The 20446-nt window shown below is 68.2% G+C and carries 22 protein-coding genes; 8 read left to right on the top strand and 14 right to left on the bottom strand.

Annotation, left to right across the window (positions count from 1 at the left end; genetic code table 11):
- Positions 1-88: 88 nt before the first annotated feature.
- The 5 genes from nirB to BLV31_RS10330 form a co-directional block, all read right to left on the bottom strand.
- On the bottom strand, positions 89-2605 hold the full coding sequence (gene nirB / locus BLV31_RS10350; RefSeq protein ID WP_064061970.1) for a nitrite reductase large subunit NirB: 2517 nt from the start codon (positions 2603-2605) through the stop codon (positions 89-91).
- A 29-nt stretch (positions 2606-2634) separates the two neighbouring features.
- A complete protein-coding gene (locus BLV31_RS10345; protein ID WP_064061971.1) occupies positions 2635-4089 on the bottom strand; it encodes a nitrate/nitrite transporter in 1455 nt (484 codons plus the stop codon).
- A gap of 122 nt (positions 4090-4211) precedes the next feature.
- Entirely contained in the window at positions 4212-5066 is an 855-nt protein-coding gene (locus BLV31_RS10340) for a TIGR02569 family protein (RefSeq protein ID WP_006550248.1), read from the bottom strand.
- 75 nt (positions 5067-5141) lie between these two features.
- Positions 5142-6374, bottom strand: a complete 1233-nt coding sequence (gene moeZ, locus BLV31_RS10335) for an adenylyltransferase/sulfurtransferase MoeZ (RefSeq protein ID WP_064061972.1) — start codon at positions 6372-6374, stop codon at positions 5142-5144.
- A gap of 89 nt (positions 6375-6463) precedes the next feature.
- Positions 6464-7522 carry a DUF3152 domain-containing protein gene (locus tag BLV31_RS10330; protein WP_371850681.1) on the bottom strand — a complete coding sequence of 353 codons (1059 nt, stop codon included), beginning with the start codon at positions 7520-7522 and terminating at the stop codon, positions 6464-6466.
- A gap of 194 nt (positions 7523-7716) precedes the next feature.
- On the opposite strand from BLV31_RS10330, the gene fasR reads away from it, so the two are divergent.
- Positions 7717-8373: an HTH-type transcriptional activator FasR gene (fasR, locus tag BLV31_RS10325; protein ID WP_006550245.1), complete on the top strand. Its 657-nt coding sequence runs from the start codon at positions 7717-7719 to the stop codon at positions 8371-8373.
- A 92-nt stretch (positions 8374-8465) separates the two neighbouring features.
- On the opposite strand, the gene BLV31_RS10320 is transcribed toward fasR, so the two are convergent.
- Together BLV31_RS10320 and BLV31_RS10315 are read right to left on the bottom strand one after the other, a co-directional pair.
- Positions 8466-8696, bottom strand: a complete 231-nt coding sequence (locus BLV31_RS10320; RefSeq protein WP_006550244.1) for a DUF3107 domain-containing protein — start codon at positions 8694-8696, stop codon at positions 8466-8468.
- A 57-nt stretch (positions 8697-8753) separates the two neighbouring features.
- Positions 8754-9458, bottom strand: coding sequence for a ferritin-like fold-containing protein (locus BLV31_RS10315; protein WP_006550243.1), 705 nt, complete (start codon positions 9456-9458; stop codon positions 8754-8756).
- 206 nt (positions 9459-9664) lie between these two features.
- Between BLV31_RS10315 and BLV31_RS10310 the strand changes: the two genes are divergently transcribed.
- Together BLV31_RS10310 and BLV31_RS10305 are read left to right on the top strand one after the other, a co-directional pair.
- On the top strand, positions 9665-11329 hold the full coding sequence (locus BLV31_RS10310) for a DEAD/DEAH box helicase (protein ID WP_064060270.1): 1665 nt from the start codon (positions 9665-9667) through the stop codon (positions 11327-11329).
- 4 nt (positions 11330-11333) lie between these two features.
- Positions 11334-12539, top strand: a complete 1206-nt coding sequence (locus BLV31_RS10305) for an Rv3212 family protein (protein WP_064060263.1) — start codon at positions 11334-11336, stop codon at positions 12537-12539.
- A 56-nt stretch (positions 12540-12595) separates the two neighbouring features.
- On the opposite strand, the gene BLV31_RS10300 is transcribed toward BLV31_RS10305, so the two are convergent.
- Entirely contained in the window at positions 12596-13396 is an 801-nt protein-coding gene (locus BLV31_RS10300) for a ParA family protein (RefSeq protein WP_024101487.1), read from the bottom strand.
- 74 nt (positions 13397-13470) lie between these two features.
- Between BLV31_RS10300 and BLV31_RS10295 the strand changes: the two genes are divergently transcribed.
- A complete protein-coding gene (locus BLV31_RS10295; protein WP_006550239.1) occupies positions 13471-13956 on the top strand; it encodes a GNAT family N-acetyltransferase in 486 nt (161 codons plus the stop codon).
- 6 nt (positions 13957-13962) lie between these two features.
- Here the strand turns inward: BLV31_RS10295 and BLV31_RS10290 are convergent, their stop codons facing one another.
- The gene (locus tag BLV31_RS10290; RefSeq protein WP_024101488.1) at positions 13963-14385 is read right to left on the bottom strand and encodes a hypothetical protein; all 423 of its coding nucleotides are present in this window, start codon (positions 14383-14385) and stop codon (positions 13963-13965) included.
- 47 nt (positions 14386-14432) lie between these two features.
- Here BLV31_RS10290 and BLV31_RS10285 point away from each other — a divergent pair, with 47 nt between their 5' ends.
- Both BLV31_RS10285 and BLV31_RS10280 read left to right on the top strand, forming a co-directional pair.
- Entirely contained in the window at positions 14433-15371 is a 939-nt protein-coding gene (locus BLV31_RS10285) for a diacylglycerol/lipid kinase family protein (protein ID WP_064060262.1), read from the top strand.
- 271 nt (positions 15372-15642) lie between these two features.
- Complete coding sequence (locus BLV31_RS10280; protein WP_006550236.1) at positions 15643-15897, top strand: WhiB family transcriptional regulator; 255 nt, start codon at positions 15643-15645, stop codon at positions 15895-15897.
- Between the two features lie 80 nt (positions 15898-15977).
- On the opposite strand, the gene BLV31_RS10275 is transcribed toward BLV31_RS10280, so the two are convergent.
- Together BLV31_RS10275 and BLV31_RS10270 are read right to left on the bottom strand one after the other, a co-directional pair.
- The gene (locus tag BLV31_RS10275; protein ID WP_064060261.1) at positions 15978-17453 is read right to left on the bottom strand and encodes a sensor histidine kinase; all 1476 of its coding nucleotides are present in this window, start codon (positions 17451-17453) and stop codon (positions 15978-15980) included.
- Positions 17454-17487: 34 nt separating this feature from the next.
- Positions 17488-17703: a biotin/lipoyl-binding carrier protein gene (locus BLV31_RS10270; protein ID WP_006550234.1), complete on the bottom strand. Its 216-nt coding sequence runs from the start codon at positions 17701-17703 to the stop codon at positions 17488-17490.
- Positions 17704-17798: 95 nt separating this feature from the next.
- Here BLV31_RS10270 and BLV31_RS26005 point away from each other — a divergent pair, with 95 nt between their 5' ends.
- A complete protein-coding gene (locus BLV31_RS26005; protein ID WP_022597109.1) occupies positions 17799-17873 on the top strand; it encodes a 50S ribosomal protein bL37 in 75 nt (24 codons plus the stop codon).
- Positions 17874-17986: 113 nt separating this feature from the next.
- On the opposite strand, the gene rsrA is transcribed toward BLV31_RS26005, so the two are convergent.
- A complete protein-coding gene (rsrA, locus tag BLV31_RS10265; protein ID WP_006550233.1) occupies positions 17987-18268 on the bottom strand; it encodes a mycothiol system anti-sigma-R factor in 282 nt (93 codons plus the stop codon).
- Entirely contained in the window at positions 18265-18909 is a 645-nt protein-coding gene (locus BLV31_RS10260) for a sigma-70 family RNA polymerase sigma factor (protein WP_371683125.1), read from the bottom strand. The genes rsrA and BLV31_RS10260 overlap by 4 nt, the downstream gene beginning before the upstream one ends.
- A 206-nt stretch (positions 18910-19115) precedes the next feature.
- Here BLV31_RS10260 and ybaK point away from each other — a divergent pair, with 206 nt between their 5' ends.
- Positions 19116-19613, top strand: coding sequence for a Cys-tRNA(Pro) deacylase (ybaK, locus tag BLV31_RS10255; RefSeq protein WP_064060260.1), 498 nt, complete (start codon positions 19116-19118; stop codon positions 19611-19613).
- A 22-nt stretch (positions 19614-19635) separates the two neighbouring features.
- Here the strand turns inward: ybaK and BLV31_RS10250 are convergent, their stop codons facing one another.
- Positions 19636-20394, bottom strand: a complete 759-nt coding sequence (locus tag BLV31_RS10250; protein WP_064060269.1) for an SOS response-associated peptidase — start codon at positions 20392-20394, stop codon at positions 19636-19638.
- Positions 20395-20446: the final 52 nt, after the last annotated feature.

Raw genomic sequence — 20446 nt, 5'->3', positions numbered from 1 at the left:
GCTGTCCTCCTTGAAACTGCTGTCCTGAAGTGTGGGTGCCGGGTGTTTCGAGCGCGTTACCCGCTCGTTCCCTCGGGGTAAGCGGTCGTCACGCCCCGGTTCCGGGTCCGATGCCCGGCATACCCACGAGTACGGGGACCTTGCGGGGGCCGCTGTCGTCGAAGCGGACCGTGGGGTCGGGCTGCTCGGGCGCGTTGACGAACGAGACGAACCGCGCCAGCTTCTCCGGATCCTCGAGGACACCGGCCCACTCGTCCTTGTAGCCCTCGACATGCTTGGCCATCGCGGCCTCGAGATCGTCGGCGATGCCGAGGACATCGTCGCACACGACCTCCTCGAGGTGCGCGAGACCGCCCTCGAGTGCGTCGAGCCACGGCGCGGTGCGCTGGAGCCGGTCGGCGGTGCGGATGTAGAACATCAGGAACCGGTCGATGTAGCGGACGAGGGTCTCGTCGTCGAGACCACCGGCGAGGAGCTGTGCGTGCTTGGGCGACTGGCCGCCGTTGCCGCACACGTACAGGTTCCAGCCGTTCTCCGTCGCGATGACACCGACGTCCTTGCCGCGTGCCTCGGCGCATTCACGGGCGCAACCCGACACACCCATCTTGAGCTTGTGGGGCGATCGCAGTCCGCGGTAACGCAATTCGAGGGCGACGGCCATCCCGACCGAGTCCTGCACGCCGTAGCGGCACCAGGTGGAGCCGACACAGCTCTTGACGGTGCGCAGCGACTTGCCGTACGCCTGGCCGGATTCCATGCCGGCGTCGACGAGACGCTTCCAGATCTGCGGGAGCTGTTCGACGCGGGCACCGAACAGGTCGACGCGCTGACCGCCGGTCATCTTCACGTAGAGACCGAAATCGCGTGCCACCTCACCGATCACGATGAGCTGCTCGGGGGTGCACTCGCCACCGGGCATGCGCGGCACGACCGAGTAGGTGCCGTTCTTCTGGATGTTGGCGAGGAAGTGGTCGTTCGTGTCCTGCAGACCTGCCTGCTTCGGGTGCAGGATGTGGTCGGAGTCGGTGGACGCGAGGATCGAGGCGACCACCGGCTTGCAGATGTCGCAGCCGTGTCCGGTTCCGTACTGCGCGATGAGCACGGAGAAGGTGCGGATGCCGGTGGCCTGGACGATCTCGAACAGTTCGGCGCGCGACTGCTCGAAGTGCTCGCACAGGGCCTTCGACATCTGCACACCCGACTGGGCGAGCAGTTGCTTGATGCTCGGGAGGCAGCCGCCGCAGGTGGTGCCCGCACTCGTGCACGACTTGATCTGCGCGATGTCGCAGGCGCCCTCGGAGATCGCGCCGCAGATCGCGCCCTTGGTGACACCGTTGCACGAGCACACCTCGGCGTCGTCGGGCAGCGCGCCGGCGCCCGGCTTCTCCCCCACCGGGGAGATCAGCGTGGCCGGATCACCCGGCAGTTCGCGGCCCACCAGCGGTCGCAGCGTGCCGTAGGCGGAGGCGTCGCCGACGAGGATGCCACCGAGCAGGGTCTTCGCGTCGTCGGAGACGACGAGCTTGGCGTAGGTGCCCTTCGCGGAGTCGGACAGCACGACCTCGAGGGCGCCGGGCGTCGTCGCGTGGGCGTCGCCGAAGCTCGCGACATCCACGCCGAGCAGTTTGAGCTTCGTCGACAGGTCGGCGCCGGGGAACTCGGCGGTGCCGCCGACGAGCCGGTCGGCGACGACCTCGGCGGTGCTGTAGCCGGGGGCTACGAGTCCGTAGCAGGTGCCCTCGACGGCCGCGCATTCACCGATGGCGTAGACGGCCTCGTCCGAGGTGCTCCGACAGGTGCGGTCGGTGAGCACACCGCCGCGGCCGCCGAGTTCGAGTCCGGCCTCGCGGGCGAGTTCGTCCTGGGGACGGATGCCGGCGGAGAAGATCACGAGCCCGGCCTCGAGGACGGAGCCGTCGGACAGGGTCACCTGGAGCGCCTCAGGTCCGGCCTCGATCTTCTCGGTGCCCACACCGGTGTGGGTGACGAGGCCGAGGTCGGTGACGAGACGGTCGAGGACACGGCCGCCGCCCTCGTCGACCTGGGCGGGCATGAGCCGGTTGTTGTACTCGACGACGTGCGGGGTCACGCCCAGCAGGCGCAGCGCGTTGGCGGCCTCGAGTCCGAGCAGGCCACCACCGATGACGATGCCGGCGAGGCCGGCGGCCTTGGCGCGTTCGGCGGCGGCGCGGATGCCGTCGAGATCGTCGAGCGTGCGGTAGACGAAGCAGCCGGGCAGGTCGTGGCCGGGCACGGGGGGCACGAAGGGGTACGAGCCGGTCGCGAGGACGAGGCTGTCGTAGGGCAGAACGTCGCCGCCGGCGGTGGTGACGGTGCGGGCCGCGCGGTCGATTCCCACGGCGCGGGTGCCGACACGCAGGTCGACGAGGTCGTCTGCTGCGTAGTCGTTTCCGGCGAGGGCGAGTTCCTTGCGGTCCCAGGCTCCGACGTAGGACGACAGTCCCACGCGGTCGTAGGCGGCGTCGGCCTCCTCGCCGAGCACGGTCACCGACCAGCTGTTCTGCTCGTCGCGGACCCGAAGGGCTTCGACGAAGCGGTGGGCGACCATTCCGTGTCCGACGACGACGACGTTCTTGCGGCTCATGATGTTCTCTTTCTTCGTGCCGGGATCGGTCAGACTGCGACGCGGGCCGGGGCGGGAGCCTCGCTGGACGGCTCGCTCGTGGGGGTGGTGTGAGGGCGGCGGAGGAAGACGAACCAGGTCACCGCGATGCACACGAGGTAGAAGATCGCGAAGACCCAGAAGGCCATCGTCGCGGACTGCGCCTCGCCGCCGTAGGAGGCGCGGAAGACGAGGTTGATGCCCACGCCGCCGAGTCCGCCGATGGCACCGGCGAAGCCGATGAGGGCACCGGACATGCTGCGCGACCAGGCGGCCTTCTCGTCGCGATCCAGTTCGTCGAGATCCTGCGCACGGGCCTCGAAGATGGACGGGATCATCTTGTAGACCGAGCCGTTGCCGAGCCCGGAGAGCAGGAACAGGGCGATGAAGCCGAGCACCATGGCGGTCAGCACACCGCCGGTCGCGGCGCCGGTGGTGCGGTCGTCGAGGGTGCCGGCGACGATGAGCACCGCGGCGGCCAGGGCCATCGCGACGAAGGTGTAGAGGGTGATCTTCCCGCCGCCGATGCGGTCGGCGAGCTTTCCGCCGAGCGGGCGCGAGATGGATCCGAGGAGCGGGCCGATGAAGGCGATCTGCGCGGCGTGCAGTGCGGCCTGGGCGGGGGTGTCGCCGCCGGCGAGGAAGTTGATCTGCAGGACCTGACCGAAGGCGAAGCTGAAGCCGATGAACGAACCGAAGGTGCCGATGTAGAGGAAGGAGATGATCCACGAGTCGCGGAACTTCAGCGCGGCGCCCATGGCCCGCAGGTCGGCCTTCTGATCACGGAGGTTGTCCATGAACAGGGCGGCGCCGAGCGCGGCGACGGCGCACAGGACCAGGTAGACCGCGCACACGATCCAGGGCTCGGTGTTGCCGACGGTGGCGATGACGAGCAGGCCGATCAGCTGGACCGCCGGGACACCGATGTTCCCGCCGCCGGCGTTGAGTCCGAGGGCCCAGCCCTTCAGTCGCTGGGGGTAGAAGGCGTTGATGTTGGTCATCGACGAGGCGAAGTTGCCGCCGCCGACACCGGCAAGTGCCGCGACCAGCATGAACGTCGTGTAGGAGTGACCCGGGTTCAGCATCAGGTACAGCGCCCCGATGGTGGGGATCAGCAGTACGAGGGCACTGAAGATGGTCCAGTTGCGGCCACCGAAGCGGGCGGTGGCGACGGTGTAGGGGATGCGGAGGATCGCGCCGACGAGCGTGGGGACGGCGACCAGGAAGAACTTGCCGGCGGCGTCGATGCCGTACACCTCGGTGGGCATGAACAGCACCATCACCGACCAGATCGACCAGACGGAGAAGCCGACGTGCTCGGCGATCACCGACCAGATCAGGTTGCGCTTGGCGACCTGCTTGCCGCCGGCCTCCCACGCCTCCACATCCTCGGCGTCCCACCGCTCGATGTTGTGCTTGCGCGCGAATTTGTCTCTGAGACTTTCCTTTTCGATGAAGGTCGTCATCGCCGTTCCTCCTCGGGTCCGTGTTGATCCCCAAGGTAGGAAACGGGTGTTGCTACGGTGCTGCCCGCGGTGACCGTCGCGTCAAGAGTTGCTCACCCCGGCCCCGGCCGCCCTGTGAGGTGTTACAGGAGGAACCGCACGAGGTCGGCGGTGTGCGCCAGGCCCGGGAAGGCGTCCTCGGTCGAGCGCGGGTGCAGCGCGTGCACGGCCAAACGGAAGATGACCGCGCGCAGCAGCATCTGCGGCCATTCCGGCAGGTCCTCCCAGCGACCGATGAGCCCTTCGTCGGCACCGCCCCACGACAGTGCGTCGACGACGGCGACGGCGGCCGCCCACGAGGCCGGGCGCCAATAGGGAGTGATGTCGGTCAGACCGGGCGCCGCACGCCCGGCGAACAGGACCGTGCCGAACAGGTCGCCGTGGACGAGCTGATCAGGCAGGTGCACGGGCTTGCGGAAGGTCGCGAGCTGGTTGATCAGGTCGAGACTCTTACGGCCGTCGGGGGTCACCGTCTCGGGCGCACCCGCCGCGCGGGCGCTGCGCAGGGGCACGGTTTCCCAGGCCGCGCGGTCGGCCGCGACGAAGACGTCGACGTCCTCCCAGGGTGCGACCGGAGGCTGCATGAGGAAACGGGGACGTTCGAGCTGCGCGGTGGCGGTGTGCAGCCGCAGCGACAGCGAGACCACTTCGTCGTGCCTGGGCTCGGACGTACCGACGATGTAGGTGTCGGCGCGCCATCCGGAGACCACGTAGCGACCGTCGGTGGACCGCACCGGACGGGCCAGCCGCACACCGTCGACGGTCAGGGTCTCCCGCACTTTGGCGGACCAGGCCGCGCGAGCATGATCGGCGACTCGGGACAGCACCACGTCTCCACACCGGAAACCGCCGTCCCAGTCGGGCCCGAGCGGGACCGGTTCGACGTCGCGGAGACCGAATGTGGAGCACACGTGCTGAGGCGGTTCGAGTGAGCTCACGCAGCTCAACCTACCGCCGCACACCGCTCGGATCGGGAAGGCACTCCGCTGTTTCAGGTCACAACGAGGTCACCGTCAGTACACCGGTAGCGAGGGATCCACCTGCTGCGCCCACGCGATCACCCCGCCGTGCAGATGTGTCGCGTCCGAGAATCCGGCTCGCACAAGCACTTCGAGTGCCTCGGCCGATCGGATTCCCGTCTTGCAGTACAGCACGATCGGCGTGTTCTGCGGCAGGTCGGCGAGGACCTCACCGGAGAGGATGCGGTCCTTCGGCACGAGCCGGGCACCGTCGATACGGACGATCTCCCATTCGACAGGTTCGCGCACGTCGATCAGCGCGAGGTCGCGGCCCTCGTCGAGCATCCGGCGCAACTCGCTGGGGGTGACGGCCGATCGCGCCGACGCGGCGGCATCGGGAACGATCCCGCAGAAGGCCTCGTAGTCGACGAGTTCGGTGACCGGCACCCGTCCCGGATCGCGACGCAGGGTCACCGTCCGGAACGACATCGCAAGCGCGTCGTAGATCATGAGGCGGCCGAGCAACGGCTCACCGATCCCCGTGATGAGCTTGATCGCCTCGGTCGCCATGACGGTGCCGATCGTGCCGGGCAGGACACCGAGCACACCACCCTCGGCGCATGAGGGAACCATCCCCGGCGGCGGGGCCTCGGGGTAGAGGTCTCGGTAGTTCAGGCCGCGTCCGTCCGGAGCGTCCTCCCAGAACACCGACACCTGCCCCTCGAACCGGAAGATCGAGCCCCACACGTAGGGCTTGCCCGCGAGGACCGCGGCGTCGTTGACGAGATAGCGGGTCGCGAAGTTGTCGGTGCCGTCGAGGATGAGGTCGTACTCCTCGAACAGCTGCACGGCATTGCTCGACTCCAGGCGCGTCTCGTGCAGGCGCACAGTCACACCGTCGTTGATCGCCAGGATGCTGTCGCGGGCACTGTCCGCCTTTGGCCGTCCGACGTCGGAGCGGCCGTGGATCACCTGGCGCTGCAGGTTGGACGTCTCCACGTCGTCGAACTCGACGATGCCGATCGTGCCGACCCCCGCCGCCGCGAGATACAGCAGGGCGGGCGAACCCAGGCCGCCGGCGCCGATACACAGCACCCGCGCGTTCTTCAGGCGACGCTGGCCGGTGACCCCGACATTCGGGATGATCAGGTGACGGCTGTACCGCGCGACCTCCTCGCGACCGAGCTCCGGGCCGGGTTCCACCAACGGCGGAAGGGATCGGCGCGTCGACGGTGTCGTTGCGGTCACGGGTTCTCCTGTCGCGATGCGTCCTGCGTCACCGTCCATGGTGCCATTCCCTGCTGCGACCCCCATTCCGCCCGTCGACCGCCACCTCGCCCGTCGACTCCGCCCGGCCCGTCGACCCCGACCGGCGCCTACGCCCGCGGGTACGGCCAGGGATTGAACCGGCACCGCAGTCCGTCGGCCGGGACGGCGCCGTCCGGGTCGAGGCGGGCGATGTCGTCGTTGGCGGTTCCGAAGGTCTGCTGCATCATGATCGGCGCCAGACCACCGTCGATGGTGCAGGCGTCGTGCTGCGCCAGGCCGATGGCGTGACCGACCTCGTGATTGACGAGGTATTGGCGGTACGACCCGATGTCGCCCTGGAAGGCGACGGCACCGCGCACCCACCGCGCTTCGTTGAGGAACACCCGCTCCATCGAGGGGTTGAAGCACGATCCCTCGAGCGGGATGTCGTAGCCGCATCCTTCGCGAATGGTCATCTGCGAGGTGAGGGAGATCCGGAAGTCCGGCTCGCCGGTGTCGATCCGGCGGAAGGCGACCGCCTCGTCCCCGATCCAGCTGCGCGGGTCGGCGAGGGTCCGGTCGACCATCGACGCGAAGGCCGCGTCGCCGCCGTAGCCGGTGGTGTCGATGCCCTCCTCGAGTTCCACCGTGTAGGTGAACACACGGGTCTGCCCCGCGCCGACCTGACCCGTGGTGCCGGGCACGACCCGCCACTCCCGCGCACCGACCTCCGTGAATGGGCCGCCCTCCGGCAGCGCACCGGACTCGAGCGACTCGGGGAAGGTTCCCTCGGGTTGCGGGGCCTCGACGATGATCTCGGTGACCTCGCTCGCGTCGGTCTGGTCGGCGGGCTCCTCCGCTCCGGCGCCACGCGCGGCGTCCCACAGCACGATCAGGGTCACGACGGCGAGGATCGGAACGGCGTAGGCGCGCCAGCCGTAGGTGGCGACGAACCTGCCCACGCGGGTCTGCTTGCGGACGTCCCGTTCGGGTCGCGGTCGGCGCGGCGGCCGGTCCGGCCGTCCCACCGGGTCCCACACGGCACGCAGGGGCTGGTGCGACCGGCGACCCGCCTCGGGTCGTTCCGTTCCTCGCGACCGGGACGAACCGGGCAGCGTCGGGGAAGGATCTGTCGGCGAGGAGCCCTGCGGGCCCCTGCTCTCGCGCACTCCTCCACGCTCGATCACGGATGTCAGGATGTCATATCGAGACCATTTCGATATCCGAAGCGCCGAACCTGCGCCCCCATTCGTGCACCGGGAACGGATACTGGGCGGTAGGCCGATCCGTTCGACACGCGACTTCACCTGTAACGTGCAGAGACGAGGAGCGCCGAGGTGGTACAGGCCACGTTCGGAAGTAGTGCAGATTGGGAGTAAGCATGACCGACGTCACCGAACGAGCATCCGGCCGGGGTTCCAACGGCAAACGGGGCGCCCGGATGCCGCGTGACGAGCGTCGTGCCCAGTTGCTCGAGGCTGCCAGCGAGGTATTCGTCACACGCGGTTACCACTCGGCCGGCATGGACGAGATCGCCGAGTGTGCCGGAGTGAGCAAGCCCGTCCTGTACCAGCACTTCCCCGGCAAGCTCGAACTGTATTGCGCCGTGCTCCAGAACTACGTGGACACCCTCATCAACGGCGTACGTCAGGCCCTGCGGTCCACCACCGACAACCGTCAGCGCGTGCGCGCCGCAGTGCAGGCCTTCTTCGATTTCGTCGACAACGACAGCCAGGGATTCCGGCTCGTCTTCGAATCCGATCTGATGGGCGAACCGCAGGTGTCGCGGCGAGTGGAGCAGGCCACCGAGGCGTGCGTCGACGCCGTCTTCGACCTCGTCAGCCACGACTCCGGTCTCGATCCGTACCGGGCCCGCATCCTCGCGGTCGGCCTGGTGGGAACGAGCCAGTTCACCGCACGCTACTGGCTCGACGCCGCACGCCCGATCCCCAAGGAGGACGCCGTGGACACCACGGTCGCGCTGGCCTGGGGCGGTCTGAAGCACGTGCCGCTGCAGCCGGAACTCCGTCGTCGCTGACGACATATGAGCACCGTCGTCGCTGACGACACATACCGAGAACGACGAACGGGCCGGGGCGACATGCCCCGGCCCGTTCTCGTCGGTCGCTCTCAGTTGGCGGCGAAGCCGACCTTGCCCAGCGTGGCAGGACCGATGTCCACGTAGCTGATCTTGGCGGCCTGCACGAGAACCTTGCGGCCCTTCTCGTCGACAAGGGCGAGCACCCCGTCGTCGGCGCCGTTCAACGCGGCCCGGACGAGCTTCTCCACCTCGTCGGGCGTCTGGTCGCTGACGACGACAACTTCGCGCGGGCTGTCCGCGACGCCGATCTTGACCTCCACGGTGGACCTCCGATTCTCATGCATTGAAACCGAGCTGGTACTGCTATCAGCCCCAGGCTAATGCAGTCCGAGCACCGACATCCGCTCGGCGTGCTCGACCTGCATGCGATCGAACAGCGCGGCGATGTTCGCCAGGTCACCGGACGCGAGAATCACCAGCTCGGCGAGTTCCTCGTTCTGCGCGAGGACGTACTGCGCCTGGGTGATGGCCTCGCCGAGCAGCCGGCGTCCCCACAGCATCAGGCGGTCCTTCTGCAGCGGGCTGCGCTCGACGACCTCACGGACCTCATGCACCACGAACTCCGAGTGGCCGGTCTCGGCGAGGACCTCCCGGACCACCGTGGACACCTCGGGAGCAAGCATGTCGGCGATCTCACAGTAGAAATCTGCGGCGATCCTGTCACCGACGTATGCCTTCACGAGAACCTCGAGCCACGTCGACGGAGTGGTCGAGGCGTGGTAGGCGTCGAGGGCTTTGCGGTAGGGCTCCATCGCCGCGTAGATCTCCACACCACGATCGGTGAGCGCGGTGTGGAGCGTCTCGAAATGGCTCATCTCCGCAGCTGCCATGCTTGCGAGGGCGACCCGCCCGCGCAGGGACGGGGAGAACCGTGCGTCCTCGGCGAGCCGGTAGAACGCCGAGATCTCGCCGTACGCGAGCAACGCGAAGAGCTCTGCGACACCGGGGTGATCGGCGGGGACTGCGGGTCCGCCCGGCGTCGTGCCGGACTCGGAGGTGGACTGCGGCGTATCGGCTCCCATGACGACGAAGCGTAGTACTACCTCGTGGAATGCGCCGGAACCGGTACAATGGATCGGGAAGCCCGCGCTTCGAGCCGCCGACCGTGGCCCGCGAGCTTCCCAGATAATGTGCGCGCACTCGAACTGCGGATCGCTGCCGCGCTTCGCCGAGCCTGGTGGAAACCGCTCGCGCTGAGGTGCAGGCCGGTCGCCTTTCCCCCTCGTGCGTGCGTGCCGAGACCAGGAAGGCCGGACCCCTGAGCAAGATCACCATCGACCACGAAGACGACGCGAGCGAAACGACCGTCTCCGCACAACTCGACTCCACCCACGTACCCCCCACCTTCGGCGAACTCGGTGTCCGCGACGAGATCGTCCGCGCCCTCGCCGAGGTCGGCATCGAACGCACCTTCGCGATCCAGGAACTCACCCTGCCGCTGGCCCTCGCCGGCGACGACCTCATCGGGCAGGCCCGTACGGGTATGGGCAAGACCTTCGGCTTCGGCGTTCCGCTCCTGCATCGCATCGCCACCGAGGGCTCCGGCACGACCACCCTCGACGGCACTCCCCGTGCACTCGTGATCGTCCCGACCCGCGAGCTGTGCATCCAGGTCACCAACGACCTCGTGAACGCTTCCAAGTACCTGCCCGGCAGCCGCAAGTCGGGCCTCGAGGTCCTGTCGATCTACGGTGGGCGCCCCTACGAGCAGCAGATCGACGAACTGAAGAAGGGTGTCGACGTCGTCGTCGGTACTCCCGGCCGTCTGCTCGATCTCGCCAACCAGGGCCATCTGATCCTGGGCAAGATCGGCGTGCTCGTCATGGACGAAGCCGACGAGATGCTCGACCTCGGCTTCCTGCCCGACATCGAGCGCATCCTCACGATGGTCCCCGACCGTCGTCAGACGATGCTGTTCTCGGCCACCATGCCCGGCCCGATCATCACCCTCGCCCGCACGTTCCTGAACCGCCCGACGCACATCCGGGCCGAGGAGGCCGAATCGTCGGCCGTGCACGAGCGCACCCAGCAGTTCATCTACCGGGCGCATGCACTCGACAAGGCCGAACTCGTCGCCCGCGTACTGCAGGCCGAGGGTCGCGGCGCCACCATGGTCTTCACCCGCACCAAGCGCACGGCGCAGAAGGTGGCCGACGACCTCGTCGAGCGCGGTTTCGCGTGCGGCGCGGTGCACGGCGACCTCGGTCAGATCGCGCGTGAGAAGGCACTCGACAAGTTCCGCAGCGGCAAGATCGACGTGCTCGTCGCCACGGACGTCGCCGCCCGCGGCATCGACATCGACGACGTCACCCACGTCATCAACTATCAGTGCCCCGAGGACGAGAAGACCTACGTCCACCGCATCGGCCGTACCGGTCGCGCCGGACGCACCGGTATCGCGATCACCCTCGTCGACTGGGACGACGTGCCGCGCTGGCAGCTCATCGACAAGGCTCTCGATCTCGGTATCCCGGATCCGATCGAAACCTACTCGAGCTCCCCGCACCTGTTCGAGGAGCTGAACATCCCGTCCGACGCCACCGGACGCGTCCGCAAGGCCGCTCCCGCCGCCTCGGAGAACGGTGAGAAGCCCGAGCGCGTCGAGCGCGAGGGCGGATCCCGCCCGAAGCGCAACCGGGTCCGCCGTCGTACCGTCCGCGGAAAGTCTGCCGACGGCTCCGCAACGGATGTGGCCGCAACCGGTTCGGACGACTCGGTGAAGGTCGAGAACGAGCCTGCCGCAGCGGAGACGGGTGAGGACACCGGGGCGGCCGCTCCGGCACGTCGTCGCCGTCGTCGCCGTCGCACCCGCTCGGGCGAGGGCCCGGCCGGTCGCGCAGAGCAGCAGGACACGTCGAACGTGGAAGCGGTCTCGACGTCGTCTGCCCGATAACCACGTGCTCGCGCCCGAGCGCCGCACCCGCACCGACCTTCTCGTCGCAGCCGCACTCGTCGTCACCGCTCTGGTGGCGGCGAGTGTCGTCTGGCTGAACTCGGATGCGCGGGGCACCACGTCGACCACCTGGGACGGTCCTGTCCCCACTCTCGCTGCCGCGCAATCTCTTCCGCGCACGCTCGCCGAACTGTGGCGTGCTCCGAGTACGGCGACGACCGCACCGGTGGTGTCCGGCGGCACGGTCGCCACGGCAGACGGTGGTGCGGTCGTCGGCCGCGACCCGCAATCCGGCGAGGAACGCTGGCGGTACGACCGCGACCGGGCGTTGTGCGCGGTCACCGAGGCCTGGGGCGACGTGGTCTCGGTCTATCGCGGCCCGCGGGGATGCGGTCAGGTCACCGCGCTCGACTCGGGCAGTGGCTCTCGGGGCGCGCAACGGTCGAGCGACGCCGACGATCCGATCCGGGTCGTCGGCGCCGGTTCGCACCTGATCGCCTTCGGCGAGTCACGTCTCGAGATGTGGCGCTCCGATCTGGTGCGCACGGTCGAGTACGGGCGCGTCGACGCACCGGTGAACCCGAACGCGCAGCCACGATCGGGTTGCGAACTGCGCTCGGCGGATTCGGGCGCCGAAGTGCTGGCCGTGCTCGAGCAGTGCGCGAACGAGCCGACCAATCGGCTCACCCTTCTCGATCCCACCCCCGACGACAGCACCAAGCCCGAGGAGTTCGCGTCGTCGGTGCTGCCGGAAGCGGGCGGGGACTCCCGCATCGTCGCGGTGGTCGGCGACCGCACGGCGGTCTACCTGGCCCCGGACGACAACGACGGGCCGCGCATCGAGGTCTTCGACAGCGAGGGCGTCCTCCTCGACACGCACGCCCTGCCGCGTCCTGCCGGCGAATCGGACGACTCCGCCCTCGAGCGCGGCGGCGTGCTCGTGTGGTGGACGGGCCGCGACACCGTCGCATTGTCCACCACCGATTTCGCCCCGCAGTGGACCGTCGAGGACACTCTCGGCAACGGCGACATCATGGCCGGTTCGCTGCTCCTTCCCGTCGAGGACGCCCTCGTGGGAGTCGACTCACGGACCGGTGAACCCGGCCCGCGCATCGACGTCGAGCGCGGGACGGTCTCCACGGTGAACGTCGCCGTCGCGGGGAATGTCGTGGTCGAGCAACGCGGCGATGAGCTCGTGGCACTGCGCTGATGGCGAGCCGTCCCGGTCGGTGCTGAAAGCGAGCCGTCCCGGTCGGTGCTGACGTCTCAGTCCGCGACGGCGGTCTCGAAAGTCTCGAGTTCCGCCTCCCCCGACCAGTAGCGCAGCAGGTTCTCGGAGAGCGCCCGGTACGCCTCGGCGCCCTTGTTCTTGCGTCCCGCCAGCACCGTCGCGCCCGAGGCGGAAGCCTCCGCGAAGCGGACCGTGCGGGGTACGGGCGGGGCCAGCACCGGCAGGTCGTACCGGTCGGAGACATCGGCGAGCACGTCGCGACTGTGCGTGGTCCGCGAGTCGTACAGGGTCGGCAGCGCGCCGAGCAGTTCGAGATCCGGATTGGTGATCTGTTTCACCTCGTTCACCGTGCGCAGGAGCTGCCCGACTCCCCTGTGCGCGAGCGTTTCGCACTGCAGCGGAACGAGCACGGACCGCGCCGCGGTCAGCCCGTTGAGGGTGAGGACGCCCAGAGAGGGCGGGCAGTCGATGACGACGACGTCGTAGTCGTCCTCCACCGACGCCAGCGCCCGCTTCAGGGTGTATTCACGCCCCGGCTTCATGAGCAGCATCGCCTCCGCACCCGCGAGGTCGATGGTCGCCGGCAGCAGCGACATCCCCTCCGCTGTCCCGAGCAGAACGTCCTTCGTCTCGACACCGCCCACGAGCACCTCGTGCACGGATTGTTCGAGCTTGTCGGGGTTGTGCCCGAGAGAGAAGGTCAGACACCCCTGAGGATCGAGATCGACGACGAGCACCCGCCGGCCCAGCGCCGACAGCGCGGCCCCCAACGACGCGACGGTGGTCGTCTTGGCGACGCCACCCTTCTGATTTGCCACTGCAAGTACCGTTGCCACGACCCCGATCCTCGCGCACTCGGCGGCGCAGCGCGAGGTGAATCCGCCCACGAGACCGCAGGAGGCAGCCCGCCGTGATCCGCAGAGCCACACCCGAGGACGTCCCCGCGATCACCGGGCTGATCTACGACCTCGCCGAATACGAGAAGGCCCGGCACGAGTGCACCGTGGTGCCCGAGCAGATCCACGAGGCTCTTTTCGGGCCGCAGCCCTCGGTGTACGCGCACGTCGCAGAGGAATCCGGAGAGGACGGCACCGAAGGCCGGGTCGTCGGGGTGGCGTTGTGGTTCCGGAACTTCTCCACGTGGGACGGCGTGCACGGGATCTACCTCGAAGATCTGTTCGTCCGTCCCGAACACCGCGGCAAGGGACACGGACGGGCACTGCTCGCGGCGCTCGCCCACGAATGCGTGGAGCGCGGTTACACCCGCCTGAGTTGGTCGGTGCTGGACTGGAACGAGCCGTCCATCGGTTTCTACCGATCCCTCGGTGCCGTCGCGCAGGACGAGTGGACGACCTTCAGGCTCAGCGGCCCCGCCCTGCAAGCGCTCGGCAGCTGAGCCGGATCACTCGTCGACGTCGGGCGCGTACTCGTGCGCGAGCCACCGCGACGTGGGCGGGCTGAACAGCAGCACGAGCGTGGGGACCACGACGAGCGCCAGCACAGTGCCGATGACCGGCTGGTGGGAGTCCGTCAGCAGCGACCACACCACGGGCAGCAACAACAGCTGCGCGAGTATCGCCACGGCACGTCCCCAGCGCACACCGCGCACGAGCGCGATCCCGCCGGCCAGGACCCCGCCGAACAGGATGAACAGCCACAGCGCGAAGCCGTAGCCATTGGTGACCGACTGATCGTGTTCGCCCGAGGCGGCGCGGATGATCGAGTACACCGCGAATCCCATCGCGACGACGCCCTCGAGGACGACGAGCCAACCGGCGGCACGCACGGTCGACGGAACGCTGCTGCGAGGTGTTTCGAGAGGCACCCGTCCAGCGTAGTGGACCCGCCGGGCACCACTTAGGCTGATGTTCCGTGCGCGCCCTGCTGATCGTGAACCCGAATGCGACGACGACCACCCCGGCCGGTCGCGACCGCCTCGCTCACGCCCTGAGAGGCCGGCTCGCGCTGACCGTCGCGCACACGACCCACCGCGGGCACGCCGCAGAACTGGCGCGTTCGGCGCACGCCGACGGGATGGACGTCGTCGTCGCGCACGGTGGCGACGGCACCGTCAACGAGATCGTCAACGGCCTCCTCGGCCCCTCCCCCGACCGAGGCGCCGATCCGACCCTGCCGCGACTCGCGGTGGTGCCCGGCGGCTCGGCGAACGTGTTCGCGCGATCCCTGGGACTGTCCGCCGATCCACTCGAGGCCACCGAGCAGGTACTCGAGTCGTTGCAGGAGGGCAGGACCAGCCGGATCGGCCTCGGCCACTGCGACGGGCGGTGGTTCACCTTCAACGCGGGCCTCGGTCTCGACGCCCAGGTGTGCGAGGCCATAGACCTGAGCCGCGCCGAGGGCAAGAAGGTGACGACGGCGCGCTACGTGCGGCACGCGGTGGCCCGGTTCTTCGCGTCGAAGCGGGCCGAACCGGCGCTCACGCTCGAGATGCCCGGATCCGAACCTGTTTCGGGGGTGCACTATGCGTTCGTGTCGAACTCGAGTCCGTGGACCTATCTCGAGTCCCGGCCGGTGCACACGAATCCCGGCACCTCGTTCGACACCGGTTTGGGTGTGTTTGCTATGATGACGACCCGGGTACTTCCGAGCCTGCGGGTGGTGAGACAACTTCTGGCCGCCCGCGGCGAGCCGGCGTCGCCGCATCTGGTGCGTGCGGACGATGTCGCGCGCGTGCGCGCCCGGGCCTCGCGCCCGATCGGACTTCAGGTCGACGGCGACTATCTCGGACTCCGGACCAAGGTCGAGTTCGTGTCCGTGGCGTCGATCCTCGATGTCGTCGCGCCCCGCTGACGATCCCCCCAGCGGGACAGCGACAGAAAGAGAAGCACGAATTCTGTGATTGCCACTACCTTCTCGGCTCGAGGGGAGTAGAAAGAGGGATTGGCGAACTCGTAGCCCACACCAGCGTGAGCTTCCCCACGATCGTGGTCGATTCTATTGACTCCACGCTCGTTCGTGAAAGCATTCACAAGTAACCGCGCGGAAACACTCCGTGCCACAGGCGTGAACACGCATTGACCAATCAGCCGGTGCACACGCACCATCGAAGGAGAGTAGAAGCATGGACTGGCGCCACAAGGCCATCTGCCGCGACGAGGATCCGGAACTGTTCTTCCCCGTGGGAAACAGCGGCCCGGCTCTCGCGCAGATCGCGGATGCCAAGCTCGTGTGCAACCGTTGCCCCGTCACCGCCGAATGCCTCTCCTGGGCGCTCGAATCCGGCCAGGATGCCGGCGTCTGGGGCGGTATGAGCGAGGACGAGCGCCGCGCCCTCAAGCGTCGCAACGCCCGCACCCGCGCTCGTACGGCGGTCTGAGCAACTCCGATAGACGTTCGAAGGCCCGGCTCCCCTACGGGGGAGGCCGGGCCTTCTTACGTGCACGGTCGTAAGGACGATCAGGCGACCGGCACCTTGCCCAGCGGTAGTTGCAGGCGTGCATCGGTCCCGCCGAACTCGTTGGACGTCAACTCCAACGATCCGCCGAGCTCGGCAGCCACGAGGGTCCGGACGATCTGCAGACCGAGCCGGTTCGACGCCTCGAGGCTGAACCCCTCGGGAAGACCCTTCCCCTCGTCGCGGACCACGACGTCGAGCATGCGGGCCGAACGCTGGGCATTGACGGTGACCGTGCCGTTCACGCCCGGATCGAAGGCGTGCTCGACGGCGTTCTGGACGAGTTCGGTCAGCACCATGACCAGAGGCGTGGCGCGATCCGCGGGGAACACGCCGAGATTCCCCTCCCGCACCACCCGGATCTGGCTGCCGACCGTCGACACGTCGACGACGATGGGGATCAGCTGGTCGAACACACCGTCGAGATCGACCTCCTCGTCCACTGACATCGACAGCGCCTCATGGACCAAGGCGATGGATGTCACGCGACGGACCGCCTCCCCCAGGGCCTGCTGGGCTTCCGCGTTCCCGGTTCGGCGCGCCTGCAGTCGCAGCAGCGCGGCGACCGTCTGCAGGTTGTTCTTGACACGGTGGTGGATCTCGCGGATGGTCGCGTCCTTGCTCAGCAGTGCCCGGTCGCGTCGCTTGACCTCGGTGACGTCGCGGACGATCACCGCGGCGCCCCGGATCTTCCCTCCCGGGTTCAGGACCAACGCACGGATCAGAACGGTGGCCCCGAGTGCCTCGATCTCCATGCGCTGCCCCAGACGGCCCTCCACGGCCCCGCGGAGGTAGTCGGTGACGTCGCGACTCTCGAAGGGGTCGGTGACCAGTGCGCGGGTCGTCTCGACGAGATCCTGACCGATCAGGTCGGAGTTCAGACCCATCCGGTGATAGGCCGACAGCGCGTTGGGGCTCGCGTAGACGACCTTGCCCTTCCGGTCGAGCCGGATGAATCCGTCGCCCGCACGCGGACTCGACTTGGTGTCCGAGCGCGCCTCGGGCGTCGGGAAAGTGCCCTCGCTGATCATCCGGTAGAGGTCGTCGGCGCATTCGAGATAGGCCGTCTCGAGCGCGCTGGCCGACCGCCGCGACACGCGGGCGGCGTCGCGGCTGAGCACCGCGACGACCCGACCGTCCCAGCGCACCGGCACGGCCTGACGGATGTTGATCCCGGCGCCCGGGGACGACTTGACGTCGACGATCTCTCCGGTTTCGAAAGCCTTACGGACGTAAGGATGTTCGTTGTCGGAGACGAGCGTGCCGACGGCGTCCTCGGGGATCACCGTCGAGGCGGTGGTGGGTCGGCACTGTGCGACGCACACGATTCCGGACGGCGCCGCGTCGACCCACAGGAGGACGTCGGCGAACGACAGGTCGGCGAGCAACTGCCACTCGCCCACGACACGTTGGAGGTGATCGACGGCCGCGCCCGGAAGATCCGTGTACCTCGCGAGCAACGAACTGAGTGTGGACACGGGAACCGCTTTCGTACTCAGGAGATACCCGCCGTCAGGAGATCACGGCGATGAGGTCGCCCTGCTGGATGACATCCCCGACCGAGACTCCGACGGAGGTCACGGTGCCCGCCGACTCGGCGAGCACGGGAATCTCCATCTTCATCGACTCGAGGATCACCAGCGTGTCGCCCTCGGCCACCACGTCACCCTCTCGCACGACGACCTCGAACACGGTCGATACCATCTCCGCGCGTACGTCTTCCGCCATCGAACACCTCGTTTCACGCTCCGGCGGCGGACCTGCCGACAGGACCACTCGACCGCACGTGAAACACTGTAATGAACGAGAAAGGAGATCCCACCATGGGTAAGCGAGGTCGCAAGAAGCGCAGCCGCAAGGGTAACGCCGCCAACCACGGCAAGCGTCCCAACGCCTGAGACGCGGACAGGGGCCGGAAAGCAGCAGCTTTCCGGCCCCTGTCACGTTCGGGGGTCTCACCCAGGACTCGGTACGAGTGAACTCGCCTACGACTCGGTACGAGTGAACCCGCCTACGACTCGGCGCTGTCCGTCTCGGTGATCACCACGGTGCGGCGGATCTGCAGCATGAGCCGCTCCCGCAGGCCCTCGGGTGCGTGTTCCCCGCCGCACTTGCGGCTGAGCAGCGATTTGATCTTCTCCTCGATCCCGTAGGCCTCGAGGCAGGTGCCGCACTCGTCGAGGTGCCGCTGCAGCTTCTCGCGGGAACCGGCGTCGCATTCGGAGTCGAGAAGCAGGTAGACGTCCGCGATGACCGCCGAGCAGTCGAGTCGATCGAAGTCGGGTTCGCTCACTGCGGTGCTCCCTTTCCGCTCTCGGGCTGATCCGATGTTCCGGTTGTGGCGTCCACGGCCTTCTCCCGCATGAAACCGCGATCGCGCGCCACGTCGGCCAACAGACCCCGCAGCTGCTTGCGACCCCGGTGCAGTCTCGACATCACGGTGCCGATCGGCGTCCCCATGATCTCGGCGATCTCCTTGTAGGGGAACCCTTCGACGTCGGCGTAGTAGACGGCCATGCGGAACTCCTCGGGAAGCTCCTGCAACGCCGCCTTGATGTCGTCGTCGGGAAGCGCGTCGAGTGCCTCGACCTCCGCGGACCGCAGACCGGTCGACGAATGCTCGGCCGTGGCGGCGAGCTGCCAGTCGGTGATCTCGTCGGTCGGGTACTGCGCGGGTTGCCGCTGACGCTTCCGGTACGAGTTGATGTAGGTGTTGGTGAGGATCCGGTACAGCCAGGCCTTGAGGTTGGTGCCCTCGCGGAACGACCGGAAGGCGGAGAACGCCTTGATGTAGGTCTCCTGTACGAGGTCCTCGGCGTCGGAGGGATTGCGGGTCATCCGCAGCGCAGCGCCGTAGAGCTGATCGAGCAGGGGAAGCGCGTCCCGCTCGAACCGCTCGGTCAGTTCTTCCACAGACTCCTCGATCACACCGATCCCTTCATCGACGCCTGTCGAGAAGGCTACCGGTCCGACGGCGTCCGGATCGGGGGGACGTCCGATGGCGTCCGGTCGAGGCGGGCACAGCACTGCCACGAATTCTCCGATCGTCGGGTCTCGGGTGGCCGGTGGATCCACCCGTCGGTGTGCAACGCCGTGCCCACCGCGCTTGTTCCCCACCTCCGGTTCTCTAGAGTGATCGGATGGCCTCGACATCCACTCCCGCGACGGTGTTGTTGAAGCGCGAGAAGGTCGCGCACCGGGTCCACGAATACGCACATGACCCGAGGTCGTCGTCCTTCGGCGCCGAAGCCGTCGAGGAACTCGGCACACACCTCGGGGTTTCCGCCGAACAGATCTTCAAGACGCTGGTGGTGTCGCTGTCCGACGGCAAGCTCGCCGTCGCGGTGATCCCGGTCCCGGCGACGCTGTCGCTCAAGGCCGCAGCCGGGGCGCTGGGCGGCGGCAAGGCCGTGATGGCCGATCACACCGCCGCCGAACGCGCGACCGGGTACGTCGTCGGCGGCATCTCCCCGCTCGGGCAGCGCAAGCGTCTGCGCACCGTGATCGACTTCTCCGCCGAGCAGTGGGACCGGGTGCTGTGCAGCGCGGGTCGGCGAGGGCTCGAGATCGAACTGGATCCGCACGATCTGATCCGGCTGACCGGCGCCGTCGTGGCACCGATCACGGCCGGTCCGTAGGGCCCGTCCGCTCCGGCAGCGCCTACAACAGCACCATCTGATCGCCAGCGCCGTCGTCGGGTTGCAGCAGTTCGGGGCCATTGTTGCGGATGCTGTTGACCTTCGCGGACACGCGGCGGATCTCGATCGCCGAGATCGCCTCGACGCTCGGCACGATCAGATCCGGATGGCCGAGACTGTCGGGGTCGAGCCACGCATCCCACCGCTCCGGCGGGAGGATCAGCGGCATCCGTTCGTGCACGTTGCCGAGTTGCTCGACCGACTGAGCGGTGAGGATCGCCGTGCTCGACAGCGGCGGTGCCTTCGGGTTCCGCGGGTCGCGCCACTCCGCCCACACCCCGGCCATGCAGATCCGCGAGCCGTCGGCCGGCGCCATGAAGTACGGCACCTTGCGAGGCTTGCCGTCCGGCGCGGGTTCGACCTGCCATTCGTACCAGCCGTCCATCGGGACGAGGCACCGCTTGTAGCGCAGCGACCGCGCGAAGCTCGGCTTGATGGCGACCGATTCGGATCTCGCGTTGATCAGTGGTGCGCTTCCACCCACCTCTTCGGCGAAGTGCGGCACGAGTCCCCATCGCATGCGGCGGATACGGCGGCGGACGGGACCGTCGGGATCTTCCCCGTCGTGCCGGGCGACAACGGTGAGCACCTCGGTCGTCGGCGCGACGTTGTAGTCGGGCCCCCGCCCGTCCCGGCTGCTGTCGTCGCCGGTCTCGTCGAGTGCGTCGAGTTCGACGGCGAGCGTCGCCGGGTCGGCGGTGGAGACATACCTTCCGCACATGCCGTCGAGTGTGGCATCGCCGGGTGACGGAACCGACACCGGCGCGCACCGG

It is taken from the genome of Rhodococcus pyridinivorans, assembly GCF_900105195.1.
GTDB classification, from domain to species: Bacteria; Actinomycetota; Actinomycetes; order Mycobacteriales; family Mycobacteriaceae; genus Rhodococcus; species Rhodococcus pyridinivorans.
Note: the sequence above shows the minus strand (reverse complement) of the source record. Positions and strands in the feature narration are given on the sequence as shown.

Excerpts from the sequence above, each read along its gene's own strand:
- nirB (WP_064061970.1), bottom strand. The coding sequence starts at position 2,605 with ATGAGCCGCAAGAACGTCGTCGTCGTCGGACACGGAATGGTCGCCCAC.
- BLV31_RS10345 (WP_064061971.1), bottom strand. The coding sequence starts at position 4,089 with ATGACGACCTTCATCGAAAAGGAAAGTCTCAGAGACAAATTCGCGCGC.
- moeZ (WP_064061972.1), bottom strand. The coding sequence starts at position 6,374 with ATGGACGGTGACGCAGGACGCATCGCGACAGGAGAACCCGTGACCGCA.
- fasR (WP_006550245.1), top strand. The coding sequence starts at position 7,717 with ATGACCGACGTCACCGAACGAGCATCCGGCCGGGGTTCCAACGGCAAA.
- BLV31_RS10315 (WP_006550243.1), bottom strand. The coding sequence starts at position 9,458 with ATGGGAGCCGATACGCCGCAGTCCACCTCCGAGTCCGGCACGACGCCG.
- BLV31_RS10280 (WP_006550236.1), top strand. The coding sequence starts at position 15,643 with ATGGACTGGCGCCACAAGGCCATCTGCCGCGACGAGGATCCGGAACTG.
- BLV31_RS10270 (WP_006550234.1), bottom strand. The coding sequence starts at position 17,703 with ATGGCGGAAGACGTACGCGCGGAGATGGTATCGACCGTGTTCGAGGTC.
- ybaK (WP_064060260.1), top strand. The coding sequence starts at position 19,116 with ATGGCCTCGACATCCACTCCCGCGACGGTGTTGTTGAAGCGCGAGAAG.
- BLV31_RS10250 (WP_064060269.1), bottom strand. The coding sequence starts at position 20,394 with ATGTGCGGAAGGTATGTCTCCACCGCCGACCCGGCGACGCTCGCCGTC.